Annotated in this window: 3 protein-coding genes; all 3 read left to right on the top strand. The window is 72.9% G+C overall.

What is annotated here, in order from left to right:
- Window positions 1-713 precede the first annotated feature (713 nt).
- The 3 genes from L6E10_RS08390 to L6E10_RS08380 all read left to right on the top strand — a co-directional run bounded on the left by L6E10_RS08390 (window position 714) and on the right by L6E10_RS08380 (window position 16,268).
- Window positions 714-917 carry an MbtH family NRPS accessory protein gene (locus L6E10_RS08390; RefSeq protein WP_236218443.1) on the top strand — a complete coding sequence of 68 codons (204 nt, stop codon included), beginning with the start codon at window positions 714-716 and terminating at the stop codon, window positions 915-917.
- A 361-nt stretch (window positions 918-1,278) separates the two neighbouring features.
- Entirely contained in the window at window positions 1,279-2,601 is a 1,323-nt protein-coding gene (locus tag L6E10_RS08385) for a serine hydrolase (RefSeq protein WP_236218441.1), read from the top strand.
- A gap of 80 nt (window positions 2,602-2,681) precedes the next feature.
- Window positions 2,682-16,268, top strand: coding sequence for a non-ribosomal peptide synthetase (locus L6E10_RS08380; RefSeq protein ID WP_236218440.1), 13,587 nt, complete (start codon window positions 2,682-2,684; stop codon window positions 16,266-16,268).
- The last annotated feature ends 2 nt before the right edge of the window (window positions 16,269-16,270 follow it).

The following is a 16,270-nucleotide window of genomic DNA, read 5'->3' as shown; positions in this document are numbered from 1 at the left end:
TGCCGCTCCCGCCAGGGGGCCGACCGGGTGATGAGGTGTCGAACTCCTCCCGGCCGGCCTGAGTCCGCGACGAGCCGGGGCAATCGAATTTTCCCGGGCTTGCGGCAAATGCGGGCAGCCTCGTCATGAAGGAGGCGTTCGCGGCGGCGTCCACGGTCAAGGGCCGGCTGTGGGCAGACGGCTTCGTGGTAGACCGCCACCTCCGCCCTCGTGCCGGGAACCACGTCCGGCACGAGGCCGACCAGGCCGACCAGGGCGGCGCTACGCGTGAAAGCGATCACTCTTCGCGTCCCGGAGGCGATCCGCTGAGCCCACGAGCACACCCGGAACTCGTCCTGTCACCGGCGTCGTGCCGTCGGCCGAGGCGGGACGTGGTGGCGCTCAGCACACCGGAACTCCATTGCATTTGTCCTGCGCGTTGTCATGTCGAGCAATTGCGAAGAAGTAAGTAACTCTCGGGTAAGGGGCCGGTTCCCTGTCGCCGGGCCGCTAAACATACAGTTTTTTGATGCCCATTCGCCGTGGATGGAATGCTCCTTTCGGCGGTGTTTGGGTGCACGGGCGGAACGACACTGTTATCTTCGGCTGCGGCGGTGCCGGTTGTGCGCTGCCGCTGGTTTGTGTTCACGGTTCTCCTCGGTGATGGTCGGCGAGTCCGACTCCGGCGAGGGCGGGACCGTGCCTGTTGTCGGCGCCGGGAGAAGGAGAGAGTTGTGGCCGAGGACGTTTATCAAGTGCTGATCAATGATGAGGAGCAGCGGTCGCTGTGGCCTTTGGGGAAAGAGGTTCCCGCAGGGTGGCGCAGCGAGGGCAAGGAGGGGTCGCGGCAGGAGTGCATGGACTACGTCGACACCGTGTGGACGGACATGCGGCCTCGTAGCCTGCGGGAACAGATGTCGGCCGACGCCGCCGGCTGACCTCGCGGCGTGCGGGAGCCTCGCCCGAACCGGCCAGGTTCGGCTCTGCCGGGCCCCGTCAAACCTGGCGTTCGGGTGAAGCGCGACAATTTGTGGTGACCTTTCGCGATCATCATCAATGGCCGATGAGATTCAGGACCAAATTGTGGGACTTCGTAACTCGGGGCTGACATCGTCGTTGGTCGGCTGTATGGGTGTTGGTCGGCGGTCGTGAACTCCGGAGGGAATTCTCGCTGACGGGGAATGCGGCCGCGAAGTGAGCGGAAGCCCGCGCGGGAGTTATCGGTGCCTGTATGCGTGCCGCGTCCCGTGCCGGAGCACAGAAGATCGATCAGAAGAACCAGACGTTCCGTGAGAGGAAATGGTGGAGCACTTACGCGAGGTGCTGAGACGATCAGCACTTGACAACCACGTACCCGGTGCACAGCTCGTCATATGGCGGGATGGTGAGGTCCGGGAGTTCGAGTTCGGTGAGGAACGGCACGGCACCGGGTGTGCGGTCAAGCGCGACAGCAAGGTGCCCATCGGCTCCATCACCAAGACGTTCACCGCGACGCTGCTGATGGTCCTGGTGTCCGACGGCGACGTCGACCTGGACGAGCCGGTGGTGGAGTACCTGCCCGAACTGCGGCAGGCGCTCGGCGGCCACGCCGACGTGCTCACCGCCCGCCACCTGCTCAGCCACACCGGTGGCCTGCCCTCGGAGGTCGTCGCCCCGCCGAACGGCCGGGTGGAGCTGGCAGCCTCCGTGCAGGACGTCGTGCAGCCGCCGGGCGCCGGCTTCTCCTACTCCAACACGGGGTACGCCCTCATCGGCCGCCTGATCGAGGTGGCGACGGGCATGACCTGGGCGGAGGCGGTCCGCACGATCTTGCTCAAACCGCTGGGCATCGACCTCGGGTTCATCACCGGGGAGGAGAGCCCGGCCACGGCCAGCGGCCACACCGTCAACCACGCCCTGCGCCTGGTGCGTCCCGTCGAGCAGGAGCTCGCCCCCGTCGAGGCGCCCGCCGGTGGTCTCGCCGCCAGCGCCGCCGACCTCGTCGAGCTGGCGAAGATGCACCTCGACCCCCGGCACGGCGGCATCGACCCCGGACTGGTCACTCCCGAGCACCTCGCGGAGATGTGCCGTCCGGTGCCGGGTGCGGAGCCGTTCGGGCTCGCGGACGGCTGGGGCCTCGGCCTGGCGATCTTCCGCGGTCACGGCACCGGGTGGCTCGGGCACGACGGCACCGCCGACGGCACCTCCTGCCACCTGCGCCTGAACCCCGGGTCCGGCACGGTCGTGGCCCTGACGGCCAACTCGTCGACCGGCGCCGCCCTGTGGCGTGACCTGCTGCCCGAACTGCGCGCGGTCGGCATCGACCTCACCGAGGACGAGGCGACGATCGACGCCGAGCCGAGCGCGTCGATCCCGCGCGAGTGCACCGGCACGTACGTCAACGGCGACACGGCGTTCTCGGTCGTGGTCGAGGGCGATGAGCTGCACCTGGTCGTCGACGACGAACCGGCCGCGCGGCTCGCGGTCCACGACGGGTTCGTCTTCTCCGTGACGGACCTGGCCAACGGCGCGACCGGTCGTCCCGGCCGCTTCCTGCGAGATCCCCGCAGCGGCCGGATCGACCGGATCCAGATCGGCGGCAGGGTCGCGGGCCGGCGGCACCGCGAGCGCGACGTGGCCTGACGCCGCGGTTCCGCACCCCTTTTCCTCTTCCCCCCTGTACCCGTGGCGCTGCTGCGCGCCCAAAAAGAGGTTGGACGGCGATGACGCTCCACGACACAGTGCCCGCCACCACGTCAGCCGGTGGTCCTTTCCGCGCGGAGCAGCGGGACACGGTGGTCGGCCTGTTCACCGAACAGGTCCGGCGCACTCCCGCCGCGGTGGCGGTGGTCGCCGACGACGGCGAGCACACCTACGCGGACCTGGACGCACGCTCGGACCGGCTCGCGGGATCCCTGGTGCGGCTGGGAGTCCGGCCCGAACAGCCGGTCGGTGTGCTCGTGGAGCGGTCGGCCGGCCTCGTGGCCGGTCTGCTCGCCGTGCTCAAGGCCGGGGGCGCGTACGTGCCGCTCGACGCTCGCGCGCCCGACGAGCGGATGGCGACCGTGCTGGCCGAGGCAGGGGTCTCGGTGCTGCTGACCGACGAGACCTGGAAGAGCGTGGCGGAGCGTGTGCACGGCGGCCACGTGCTCGTCGTGAGCGACGAAGGGGAGTCCGCACCCGAGGTGCCGGTACACCCGGACAACCTGGCGTACGTCGTGTTCACCTCGGGGTCCACGGGGGTGCCGAAGGGCGTGGCGGCGCGCCACCGCGACGTGGTGGACCTGGTGCGCGACGAGCGGTTCACCGGCGGTGCGCACGACCGCGTGCTGGTGCACTCGCCGATGGCGTTCGACGCGTCGACCTACGAGCTGTGGGTGCCGCTGCTGAGCGGCGGCACCGCCGTGATCGCTCCTCCCGGCGACGTGGACGGGCAGGTCCTGCGGAAGGCGATCAGCGAGCACGGCGTGACCGGGCTCTTCGTGACCTCGGGTCTGTTCCGCGTGCTGGCGCAGGACGACCCCGCCTGCCTGGCGGGACTGCGCGAGGTGTGGACCGGCGGTGACGTCGTGCCGGCCGCGGCGGTGCGGCGGGTGCTGCGGGCGTGCCCCGGCACCACCGTCGTGGACGTCTACGGCCCCACCGAGACGACCACGTTCGCCACCTGCCACCCCCTGCCCGATCTCGAAGCGGTGCCCGACGTCCTGCCCATCGGCACGGCACTGGACGGCATGCGCCTGCACGTGCTCGACGAGGACCTGAACCCCGTCCCCGACGGGGAGACCGGTGAGCTGGTCATCGCGGGCGCCGGACTCGCCCGCGGCTACCTCCACCGCCCGGGCCTCACCGCGGACCGCTTCCTGGCAGACCCGTCCGGTGCACCCGGTGAGCGCATGTACCGCACCGGCGACCTGGTCCGGTGGACGCCGGAGGGCACCGTCGACTTCGTCGGCCGCGTCGACGAGCAGGTCAAGATCCGCGGTTTCCGCGTGGAGACCGCGGAGGTCGAGGCCGTGCTGGCCAAGCACCCCGAGGTCGTGCAGGCCGCGGTGCAGGCGCAGGTGGACCACAACGGGGTCAAGCGCCTGGTCGCGTACGTGGTGTCCACGTCGGCACCGTCCGAGGAAGAACTGCGCGCGTTCCTCCTGCGCTCGCTGCCGGACTACATGGTGCCGTCGGCGTTCGTGGCGTTGGACCGCCTTCCGCTCAACAGCAACGGCAAGGTCGACCGCAAGGCGCTGCCCGCACCCGACTGGGGCCTCGACCGGCGGACCGGGCACGTCGCGCCCCGCACCCCCGCCGAACGCGCCATCGCACAGGCCTGGGCGGACGTGCTCGCGATCGACCCCGGACTGGTCGGCGCGCAGGACGACTTCCTGTCGCTGGGCGGCGACTCGATCCAGGCCCTGCGCGTGGTGTCACGGCTGCGCACGGCGCTCGACGTGCCGTTGTCGACCGGGGACCTGATGGGCGCACGGACCGTGGCCGGCCTCGCCGGCCTGCTGGCCGACCGCCTGCCCATCACGGCGGACGACCGGATCACCCCCGTGCCGCACGGCGATGTCCTGCCGCTTTCCCCGGCACAGCGGCGGTTGTGGTTGCAGCACCAGCTCGACCCCGCCGCCACCGACTACAACACCGGTGTCGCTCTGCGGTTGCGCGGTCCTCTCGACCTCGACGCCCTGCGGGCCGCGCTCGACGGACTGGCCGAGCGGCACGAGACCATGCGCACCACCTTCGCCGAGGTCGACGGTCGAGGCGTGCAGGTGATCGCCGCCCGTGCCGCGGTGCCGCTGCGGGTGGAGGACCTTTCCACCACCGCCGACCAGGACGACGCGCTGGACCGGTTGTGCGCGGAGGAGCTGACCACACCGTTCGACCTGGGCACCGGCCCACTGGTGCGCGCCGTGCTGGCCAGGTTGGCCGAGCAGGACCACGTGCTGCTGCTCGACCAGCACCACGTCGTCACCGACGGCTGGTCGGTCCGGCTCCAGGTCGACGACCTGCTGGAGCTGTACCGGTCCGCCGTCCGAAGAACGACAGCCGGCCTCAAGCCGCTTCCCGTGCGCTACGGCGACTTCGCGGCGTGGCAGCAACGCCGCCTCGACGATCCCTCCGTGGCGGAGGAGGTCGAGCACTGGCGGCGCGTCCTCGACGGCCTCGAACCGCTCGACCTGCCCACCGACCGGCCCCGCCCCGCGCAGCGCACCACGGCGGGCGCCGTGCACCGCGAGTCCCTGCCGAGCGAGCTGGTGCAGCGCCTGTCCGACGTCAGCAGGGACGGCGGCACGACCCTGTTCACCACGCTGGCGGCGGCCGTGCAGCTGCTGCTGGCCCGCTACACCGGCCGCCGCGACGTGGCCGTGGGCACCGCGTCCGCCGGACGTGGCAGGCCGGAGCTCGACGACCTCGTCGGGTTCTTCGTCAACACCCTCGTCCTGCGGTCCACAGTGGACCCGCAGGCGCCGTTCGAGCGGTTCCTGGCCGACGTCAAGGACACCGTGCTCGACGCGTTCGCCCACGACGAGGTCCCGTTCGACCGGCTCGTCGACGAGCTGCGCCCGGACCGGGACCCCAGCCGCACCCCGCTGGTCCAGGCGATCGTCGTGCTGCAGCAGGAGATGGTGCGCCCCAGGACGGTCGAGGCGCTGGACGTCACCGAGCACCACCTGCCGCGGCCGCGGGCGCGGTTCGAGCTGCTGGTGGAGTTCTGGCCGCGCAACGGCTCGCTGGACCTGTCCGTCGAGTACAACACCGACCTGTGGGACGCCGCCACGATCCAGCGGATGGCCGGCCACCTCAGGGCCGTGCTGCAGGCCATCGCCCCGGGCGTGCGCCTGGGCGAGCTGCCCCTGCTCGGGCAGGAGGAACGCCACCAGGTGCTGGAAGCGTTCAACGACACCGCCCGGCGCGAATCCCCGGCCACGGTCACCGCGCTCTTCGCCGAGCAGGTCCTCCGCGCACCCGACGCCGAGGCCGTGGTCGCCGGCGGCACCTCGCTGACCTACGCCGAGCTGGACGTGCGGGCCAACCGCCTGGCGCACCACCTGCTGCGCCACGGACTGCGCGCCGAGGAACCCGTGGCTCTGCTGCTGAGCCGCTCGGCCGACCTGGTGACCGCCGAACTGGCGGTGGCCAAGGCGGGGGGCGCGTACGTCCCCCTCGACACCAGGGCGCCCGCCGAGCGGCTGGCCGTGCTGCTGGAGGGATGCGGTGCCGGGGTGGTCCTCACCGACCACACGTGGCTCGCGACCGTGCGCGAGATCCACGACGGACGCGTGGTCGTGCTGGGCGGCGAAGACCTGACCGGCGAACCGGCCACGACGCCGGACGTCGCGGTGCACCCGGACCAGCTGGCCTACGTCATGCACACCTCGGGGTCCACGGGTGTGCCCAAGGGTGTCGCCGTGCGGCACCGCGACGTGACCGACCTGGCGCGGGACCGGCGGTTCGCGGGCGGGGCGCACGACCGGGTCCTGCTGCACTCCGCTCCGGCGTTCGACGCCACCACCTACGAGCTGTGGGTGCCGCTGCTGAACGGCGGCACCGTCGTGGTCGCCCCTCCGGGGGACCTGGACGCCGGCGGAATCCGCGACCTGGTCACCCGGCACGGGCTGACCGGGCTGTGGCTGACCGCGGGCCTGTTCCGCGTCATCGCGCAGGACGACCCGGAGTGCTTGAGCGGACTGCGCGAGGTGTGGACCGGTGGTGACGTCGTCCCCGCACCGGCGGTCCGGCGGGTGCTGCGCGCGTGCCCCGGCATCGCCGTGGTCGACGGCTACGGCCCGACCGAGACCACCACCTTCGCCACCTCGCACCGCATGACCGACGCCGGCGCGGTCGGCGACCTGGTGCCCATCGGCCGCCCGCTCGACGGGATGCGCCTGCGCGTGCTCGACGGCACCCTGTCGCCCACCCCGATCGGTGTGCCGGGCGAGCTGTTCATCGCCGGTTCGGGCCTGGCGCGCGGCTACGCGGGCCGGCCGGGGCTCACCGCGTCCCGGTTCGTCGCCGACCCGTTCGGCGCGCCGGGGGAGCGGATGTACCGCACGGGCGACCTGGTGCGGTGGCGGGCCGACGGCACGGTGGAGTTCGTCGGCCGCACCGACGACCAGGTCAAGATCCGCGGGTTCCGCGTCGAACCGGGCGAGGTCGACACCGCCCTGTCCGCGCACCCCGCCGTCGCCGGGTCGGTGACGGTCGTGCGCGCCGACGACACCGGCCGCAAGCGGCTGGTCGCCTACCTGACCGCGGCCGGCACCGCTCCGGACGTGGCGTCGCTGAGGGAGTTCCTCGGCCGCACGTTGCCGGACTACCTCGTGCCGTCGGCCTTCGTCGTCGTGGACGCGCTGCCGCTCAACGCGAGCGGCAAGGTCGACCGCCACGCCCTCCCCGAGCCGGTGTGGGCCACCACCACCGCGCACGTCGCGCCCGCCGACGGACCGGAAGCCGTGCTGGCCGGGATCTGGGCCCAGCTGCTCGGCGTCGAGCGCGTGGGCGCCGCCGACAACTTCTTCGAGCTGGGCGGCGACTCCATCCTCAGCATCCAGGTGGTGTCGCGCGCCCGGCAGGCCGGGCTGGCGCTCAGCCCCGGCGACCTGTTCCGGCACCCCACCGTGGCGGCGCTCGCGGCCGTGGCGGCCGTCGCCGGACCCGCCGAGGCCGACCAGGGCCGGGTGGCGGGCGACGTGCCGCTCACGCCGGTGCAGCGGTGGCTGTTCGCCACGAACCCCGGTCACCCCGAGCACTTCGACCAGGTGCTGACGGTGGAGCTGGCGTCCGATGTGGACATCGACGTCCTGCGCACGGCGCTGGCCGCGCTGGTGGAGCACCACGACGCGCTGCGGATGCGGTTCGAGCGCACGGAGTCCGGGTGGCGGCAGCACAACGCGCCGGTCGAGCCGGCCGAGCTGCTCACCACCGGCCCGTGCCCCGGGTTCGACCTCGCGACCGGGCCGCTGCTGCACGCCGAGCTGCGGCACCCGTTGCTGCGCTTGACGATCCACCACCTCGTCGTGGACGGCGTGTCGTGGCGCGTCCTGCTGGAGGACCTCGTCACCGCCTACGACCAGGCGGTGCGCGGCGAGCCCGTCCGGCTGGCCGCGAAGACGACGTCGTTCAGGGACTGGGCGCACCGGCTCACCCGGCACACCGCCGGCGGTGGTTTCGACGACGAGCGCGACCACTGGGCGGCGACCGCCTCGGTGGACCCGTCCCTGCCCGTCGACCACGACGGTCCCAACACCGCCGGGTCGACCGAGGCCGTCTCGGTCCGGCTCGACGCGGAGACCACCAGGGCGCTGTTGCAGGACGTGCCCGGCGCGTACCGCACCCAGGTCAACGACGTGCTGCTGAGCGCGCTCGGCCGGGTGCTGGCCGACTGGACCGGCCGCACGCGGGTGCCCGTGGACCTCGAGGGCCACGGACGCGAGGACGTGCTCGACGGAGTCGACCTCTCCCGCACGGTCGGCTGGTTCACCTCGATCTTCCCGGTCGCGCTGGACGTGCCCGGTGGAGACTGGGGAGCGGTCCTCAAGTCCGTCAAGGAACAGCTGCGCGCGGTGCCGCGCAAGGGGATCAGCTACGGCGCCCTGCACGACCCCGGCACCGGCGGACCGCAGATCAGCTTCAACTACCTCGGCCGCCTCGACTGGTCCGCCGTGGAGGGCGGCGTGCTGCACGCCGTGCGCGGCAGCCTGGAGCTCGACAGCGCGCCGGAGGCCCCGCGCCCGCACCTGCTCGACGTCGTCGGCGCGGTCGAGCACGGCTGCCTCGACCTCACCTGGTACTTCAGCGACCGGGTGCACGACCGGCGGACCGTGCGGGACCTGGCCGAGGCGATGGCCGCGGCCCTGCGGGAGGTCGTCGCCCACTGCGCCCGGCCGGGTGCGGGCGGCAGGACACCGTCGGACTTCCCGCTGGCGCGGCTGGACCAGACCGCGGTGGACCGGCTGGCCGGTGACGGCCGTGACGTGGAGGACGTCTACCCGCTGACGCCGATGCAGGCGGGCATGGTCTTCCACGGCCTGGTCGACGGCGCGACCTCCGGTGCGTACTTCAACCAGGTCCGCTTCCGGCTCTCCGGCGTGACCGACCCGCTGGTGCTGGGCGAGGCCTGGCAACGCGTCGTGGACCGCAACGCCGTGCTGCGCAGCGAGGTCGTCTGGGACGGGCTCGCGGAACCGCTGCAGCTCGTGCGCCCCGACGTCACCCTGCCGATCACCCACCTCGACTGGACCGGTCTCGACGAGGACGAGCAGCTGCGCGCACTGCTGGAGAGCGACCGCGCGGCCGGGATGGACCTCACCACCGCACCGCTCATGCGCGTGGCGATCGCCCGCCTGGGGCACGACGAGGTGCTGGTGCTGTGGACGTTCCACCACGTCCTGCTCGACGGGTGGAGTGCCGCCCAGCTGTTCACCGAGGTCTGCGAGCACCACGCGGCCATCACCCGCGGCACCCCGGGACCCGCCGCGGCCCGCCCGCCGTTCCGCGAGTACCTGCACTGGCTCGACAGGCAGGACGGCGAGCAGGCCGAGCGGTACTGGCGGCGGGTGCTCGACGGCTTCGCGGAGACGACCCCGCTGCCGTTCGACCGCCGCCCGGTCGACGCGCACCGCGCGCAGTCCGGTGGCACCGTCCGCTTCGAGCTGACCGCCGGCAGCACCGAACGGCTGCGCGAGGCGGCCCAGCGCCACGGGTTGACCGTGAACACCGTCGTGCAGGGCGCGTGGGCGGTGTTGCTGGCCCGCTACGCCGGCACGTCCGACGTCGTGTTCGGCACCACCGTGTCCGGTCGGCCCGCCGACCTGCCCGGCGTCGAGTCGACCGTCGGCATGTTCATCAACACCGTGCCCACCAGGGTCGCCGTCGACCGCGGGCGTGACCAGCTGTCGTGGCTGCGGGAGCTGCAGGCCGACCAGGCTGAGGCGCGGCGCTTCGAGCACGTGCCCCTGTCGCGGCTGCGCGGGTGGAGCGCCCTGCCCGGTGGCGCGAACCTCTTCGACAGCATCGTGGTGTTCGAGAACTACCCGTTCGACGAGGACGCCATGGCCGCGCACGGCCTGCGGCTGCACGACGTGCACGCGCACGAGCCCACCAACTACGCCCTCACCGTCGTGGTGTCGCCCGGGCCGCGCCTCGTGGTCGAGCTCGACCACGACCCGGCGCTGTTCGCCGAGGCCACGGTGCAGCGGCTCGGCCGGCACCTGCGGATGCTGCTGGACGACGTGCTGGCGGACCCCGCGCTGCCGCTGGGCGAGCTGCGGCTGCTCGACGACGCCGAACGCGAGCAGGTGCTGGTCGAGTGGAACCCGGCCGGCGGGGACTTCCCGGTGGCGACGCTGCCCCGGTTGTTCGCCGAGCAGGCCGCGCGCACCCCGGACGCCGTCGCGGTCACCTGCGAGGGCGAGCACCTGACCTACGCCGAGCTCGACGCCCGTGCCAACCGGCTGGCGCACCTGCTCCTCGAACGCGGTGCCGGACCGGAGGAGTACGTCGCGCTGCGGCTGCCGCGGTCCACCGACCTGGTCGTGGCGGTGCTGGGCGTGCTCAAGTCCGGCGCGGCCTACCTGCCGATCGACCCCTCCTACCCGGAGGACCGGGTCGCGGGGATGGTCGAGGACACCCGGCCGGTGGCCGTGCTGACCGAGCTGCCGGACCTGTCCGGCATGCCCTCCACGGCACCGGAAGTGGTGCTGCGGCCGGAGAACCCGGCGTACGTCATCTACACCTCCGGTTCCACCGGCAGGCCCAAGGGCGTCGTCGTGCCGCACGCCAACGTGGCCCGGCTGTTCTCGGCCACCGACGCCTGGTTCGGGTTCGGTGCCGACGACGTGTGGACCCTGTTCCACAGCTACGCCTTCGACTTCTCCGTGTGGGAGCTGTGGGGCCCGCTGCTGCACGGCGGGCGGCTCGTGGTCGTGCCGCACGAGGTGTCGCGCTCGCCGCGCGAGTTCGCCGACCTGCTGGCGCGGGAACGGGTCACGGTGCTCAACCAGACGCCGTCGGCGTTCTACCAGCTGATCGCCGAACAACCGCGCGACCTCTCCCTGCGGTACGTGGTCTTCGGCGGTGAGGCGCTGGACGTGCGCAAGCTGGCGGCCTGGACCGGTCCCGGCGAGCTGATCAACATGTACGGCATCACCGAGACCACCGTGCACGTCACGTGGACGCCCGCCGACGGCACCGTCGGCGAACCCATCCCGGACCTGCGCGTGTACGTCCTCGACGAGGATCTGCGGCCGGTGCCGCCCGGCGTCGTCGGTGAGATGCACGTCGCCGGCGCCGGGCTGGCCCGCGGGTACCTCAACCGGCCGGGCCTGACCGCGTCCCGGTTCGTCGCCGACCCGTTCGGGGCACCAGGCTCCCGCATGTACCGCACGGGCGACCTGGCCCGCTGGAAGGACGGCCGGCTCGACTACCTCGGCCGCGCCGACCACCAGGTCAAGATCCGCGGCTTCCGCATCGAACTGGGGGAGGTCGAGGCCGCGCTCGAAGCGCACGAGGACGTGACCGCCGCCGTCGCCGAGGTCCGCGAGCACGCGGGGCGCAACGTCATCGTCGGCTACGTCGTGGGCGGCCGGGGCGCCGACCTGCGCGCGTTCCTGGCGCGGACCCTGCCCGACCACATGGTGCCCTCGGCGTTCGTGCACCTGGACCGCCTTCCGCTGACCGGCAACGGGAAGCTCGACCGCAGGGCGCTGCCCGCGCCGGAGTGGGAGACGACCGGTGCCCGGCACGTCGAGCCGCGCACGGAGGCCGAGCGCGTGCTCGCGGACATCTGGGCGCAGGTGCTGGGACTCGAGCGGGTCGGCGTCGAGGACGACTTCTTCGAGCTGGGCGGTGACTCGATCATCAGCATCCAGGTCGTGTCGCGCGCCCGGCAGGCGGGGTACGGCCTCGCGCCGCGGGACCTGTTCACCCACCCCACGGTGGCCGCGCTCGCGGCGGCCGTGCCCGCTGCCGAAACCGCGGCCGGTGTGCCGCAGGGTCCGGTGGCCGGCGAGGTTCCGCTGACCCCGATCCAGCGCTGGTTCCTCGACACCGCACCGCCGCATCCCGAGCACTTCGACCAGTTCGTCGAGGTCGAGTTCACCGACGAGGTCGACGCGGCGGCGTTGCGCAAGGCACTGGCGGGGCTGGTGGAGCACCACGACGCGTTGCGGATGCGGTTCGAGCGCACGGAGTCCGGGTGGCGGCAGCACAACCCGCCGGTCGGACCCGCCGACGTCCTGTCCGAAGTGGACTCCGGATTCGACCTGAGCCGCGGACCGCTGCTGCGGGCCACGCTCACGTCCCGCACGCTGCGGCTCACCGCGCACCACCTGGTCGTCGACGGGGTGTCGTGGCGGGTGCTGCTGGAGGACCTGGAGACCGCCTACCTCCAGGCCCGGCGCGGTGAGGAGGTCGTCCTCGCGGCCAAGACGACGTCGTTCCGCGAGTGGGCGCTGCGCCTCGCCGAGTACACCGACGGCGGAGGCTTCGACGACGAGGCCGACCACTGGGCGGGCGTGACCGGCGACCCCGGCGTGCCCGTCGACCGCCACGGCACCGGTACGACCGGTTCCGTGCGCGGCGTCACGGTCGAGCTGGACGCCGGCCTGACCAGGGCGCTGTTGCAGGACGTGCCCGCCGTGTACCGCACGCAGGTCAACGACGTGCTGCTCAGCGCGTTGGGACGGGTGCTGGCGGGGTGGACGGGCCGGGAGCGGGTGCTGGTCGACCTGGAGGGCCACGGCCGCGACGGCGACTTCCTCGACGGCGTCGACCTGTCCCGCACGGTCGGCTGGTTCACCTCCGTGTTCCCGGTTGCGCTCGACGTGCCGGCGGGGGACTGGGGCGAGGTGCTGAAGGCGACCAAGGAACGGCTGCGCGCGGTGCCCCGGCGCGGCATCGGCCACGGCGCGCGGTACGGCGGAGTGCGGCCGGCTGTCGCGTTCAACTACCTCGGGCAGTTCGACGGTGCGGCGGGCGGCGAAGCGTTCCGCACGATCGGTGGACTGGGTGCGGACGCCGCGCCCGACACGCCTCGGCACCACCTGCTCGGCGTCGTCGGTGCGGTGCAGGGCAAGCGGCTCCAGCTCACCTGGTACTACAGCGCCGAGGTGCACGACGAGGCGACCGTGCGGGCCTTGGCCGAGGCGATGACGTCGGCGTTGCGGGAGGTCGTGACGCACTGCGCCGAGCCGGGTGCGGGTGGCCGGACGCCGTCGGACTTCCCGCTGGCGGGCCTGGACCAGGCCGCGGTGGACCGGATCGTCGGGGACGGCCGTGACGTGGAGGACGTCTACCCGCTGACGCCGATGCAGGCGGGCATGGTGTTCCACAGCCTGTCCCACGGCCACGAAGGCCTCTACACCGAACGGCTCTCCTTCGTCCTCGACGGCGTCACGGACGTCGGGGCGCTGGAGCGTGCGTGGCGCGAAGTGGTGGCACGCACGCCGATCCTGCGCAGCCGCGTCGTGTGGGAGGGCGTCGACCGGCCGGTGCAGGTGGTCTGCCGCGAGGTCGATCTTCCGCGCGGCGACGGCGAACTCGACCTCGGCACCGCGCCGTTGATGCGGCTGGAGCTGACGCGCGAGTCGGACACGGCCGTGCGGGTCGGGTGGACGTTCCACCACGTGCTGCTCGACGGCTGGAGCACGTTCCAGGTGCTCAACGACGTGATCACCTGTTATGCGGCCTTCACCGCCGGACGCGAACCCGGGCTCCCGTCCCGCCGCCCGTTCGGCGACTACCTGCGCTGGTTGTCCACACAGGACCCGGCCGAGGCGGAAGCGCACTGGCGGCAGGCGCTGCGCGGGTTCGAGGCCCCCACACCGCTGCCGCTCGACCGGCCCGCCGAACCGGGTCACGCCACCCGCTCGGCCGAGTGGACCACGATGAAGCTGCCCGGCGCCGGCTTGCGCGACTTCGCCCAGCGCAACGGGTTGACGCTCAACGCCGTGGTGCAGGGCGCGTGGGCGCTGCTGCTGTCGCGCTACAGCGGGCAGACCGACGTGTGCTTCGGTTCCACCGTGTCCGGCCGCCCGGTCGAGCTGGCCGGCGCGGACGCCATCACCGGCATGTTCATCAACACCCTGCCGGTGCGGACGGCGATCGCGGAGGACGAGCCGGTCGCGGTGTGGCTGAGGCGCCTGCAGGCCGACCAGGCCGAGGCCCGGCGGTTCGAGCACGTGTCGCTCGCGGACCTGCAGTCGTGGACCGGCACGGAGCTGTTCAGCAGCATCGTGGTGTTCGAAAACTACCCGGTCGACGAGGTCGCCACCCACGGCGTCACCGTCCGCGACCTGGACGCCGTGGAGACGACCAACTACCCGCTGAGCGTGGGGGTTCGCCCCGGTGAGGAGCTGGAGTTCCGGCTGAGCTACGACCCGGCGCTGTTCGACCCCGCCACGGTCGAGCGCGTCGCCGGCCACCTCGCCACGGCGTTGCTCGGCCTGGCCGCCGATCCCGATCGGGCGGTGGGCGAGGTCGACGTCCTCGGCGAGGCCGAGCGGCGGCTCGTCCTCCCGGAACGGGGGGAGGTCGGCGTTCCGCACGCGACCGTCGCGGAGCTGTTCGCCGCACAGGTGGACCGGACGCCCGACGTGGCGGCCGTGGTCGCCGGCGGCACGTCGCTCACCTACGCCGAACTGGACGCTCGCGCGAACCGGTTGGCGCAGCGGCTGATCTCGCTCGGCGTGCGGCCCGAGGAACGCGTCGGCGTGCTGCTGCGCCGATCCGCTGACGTCGTGGTCGCGGTGCTCGCCGTGCTCAAGGCGGGCGGCGCGTACCTGCCGCTGGACAGCAGGGCGCCGCGGGAGCGCCGGCGGCTGGTGCTGGAGCAGGCCGGGAGCCGGGTGCTGATCACCGACGCGGACGTTCCGTTCGACGGCCACGTCCTGGTCCCCGACGGGGCGACGTCGGCCGATCGGCCTGCGGTCACCGCGCACCCGGACGGACTCGCCTACGTGGAGTTCACCTCGGGCTCGACCGGCACGCCGAAGGGTGTCGCGGTGCGGCACCGGGACGTCGCCGCGCTCGCACTGGACTCCCGGTTCGACGGCCCGGCCCACCGGACCGTGCTCCTGCACTCGCCGCTGGCGTTCGACGCGTCCACCTACGAGCTGTGGGTGCCGCTGCTGCGGGGTGGGCGGGTGGTCGTCGCTCCGCCGGAGGACCTCGACGCGGCCGCGTTGCGCGAGCTGGTCACCGCGCACGGCGTGACGGCGCTCTGGCTGACCGCGGGGCTGTTCCGCGTGCTGGCGCAGGACTCGCCGGACTGCCTGGCGGGCGTGAGCGAGGTGTGGACCGGCGGTGACGTCGTGCCCGCCGCCGCGGTCCGCCGGATGCTGGCGGCCTGCCCCGGTCTGGTGGTGGTCGACGGGTACGGACCGACCGAGACCACGACGTTCGCCACCTCGTACCGGATGACCGGCCAGGACGACGTGCCGGACACCGTGCCGATCGGCTCCGCGCTCGACGGCATGGGCACGTACGTGCTGGACGACCGGCTGCGCCCGGTGCCGATCGGTGTGCCCGGCGAGCTCTACCTCGCGGGTGCGGGCCTGGCCCGCGGCTACCTCGACCGGCCCGGCCTCACGGCCTCCAGGTTCGTCGCCTGCCCGTTCGGCACGCCGGGGGAGCGGATGTACCGCACCGGCGACGTCGTGCGGTGGCTGCCCGGTCGCGTGCTGGAGTTCGCCGGCCGCGCCGACGACCAGGTGAAGCTGCGCGGCTTCCGCATCGAGCTCGGTGAGGTCGAGGCGGTGCTGGCACGGCATCCCGGCGTGGGCGGGCTGGTCGTGGTGGTCCGCGAGGACGACCTCGGCGGCAAGCGGCTCGTGGCCTACCTGGTGCCCGCCGACCCGGCTCGCGCGCCGGAACCGGCGGAGCTGGCGGAGTTCGCGGGACGGTCCCTGCCCGACTACATGGTGCCCTCGGTGTTCGTCGTGCTCGACGCGTTGCCGTTGAGCGCCAACGGGAAGGTCGACCGCGCCGCGCTGCCCGAACCGTCGGTGACCGCGCCCGCCGCCCGGTACGTGGCGCCCAGGACCGAGACCGAGGAGGTCATGGCCGCGATCTGGGCCGAGGTGCTGGGCGTGGAGCGCGTCGGCGCCGAGGACGACTTCATCGCACTCGGCGGCGACTCCATGCGCAGCCTGCTCGTCACGTCCCGCTGCCGTGCGGCCTTCGACGTGCCGCTGACCCCGCACGACGTCCTCACCGCCCGCACGGTCGCCGACCTCGCGGGACTGGTCGAGGAGAAGATCCTGCTCGAGCTCGAACGCCTCGCCCTCGAAGACGGCGCCACCCAGGAACTGTGAGG

Source organism: Lentzea sp. CC55 (assembly GCF_021056325.1).
GTDB lineage: Bacteria > Actinomycetota > Actinomycetes > Mycobacteriales > Pseudonocardiaceae > Lentzea > Lentzea jiangxiensis.
This window is presented reverse-complemented; position numbering and strand designations above follow the sequence as displayed.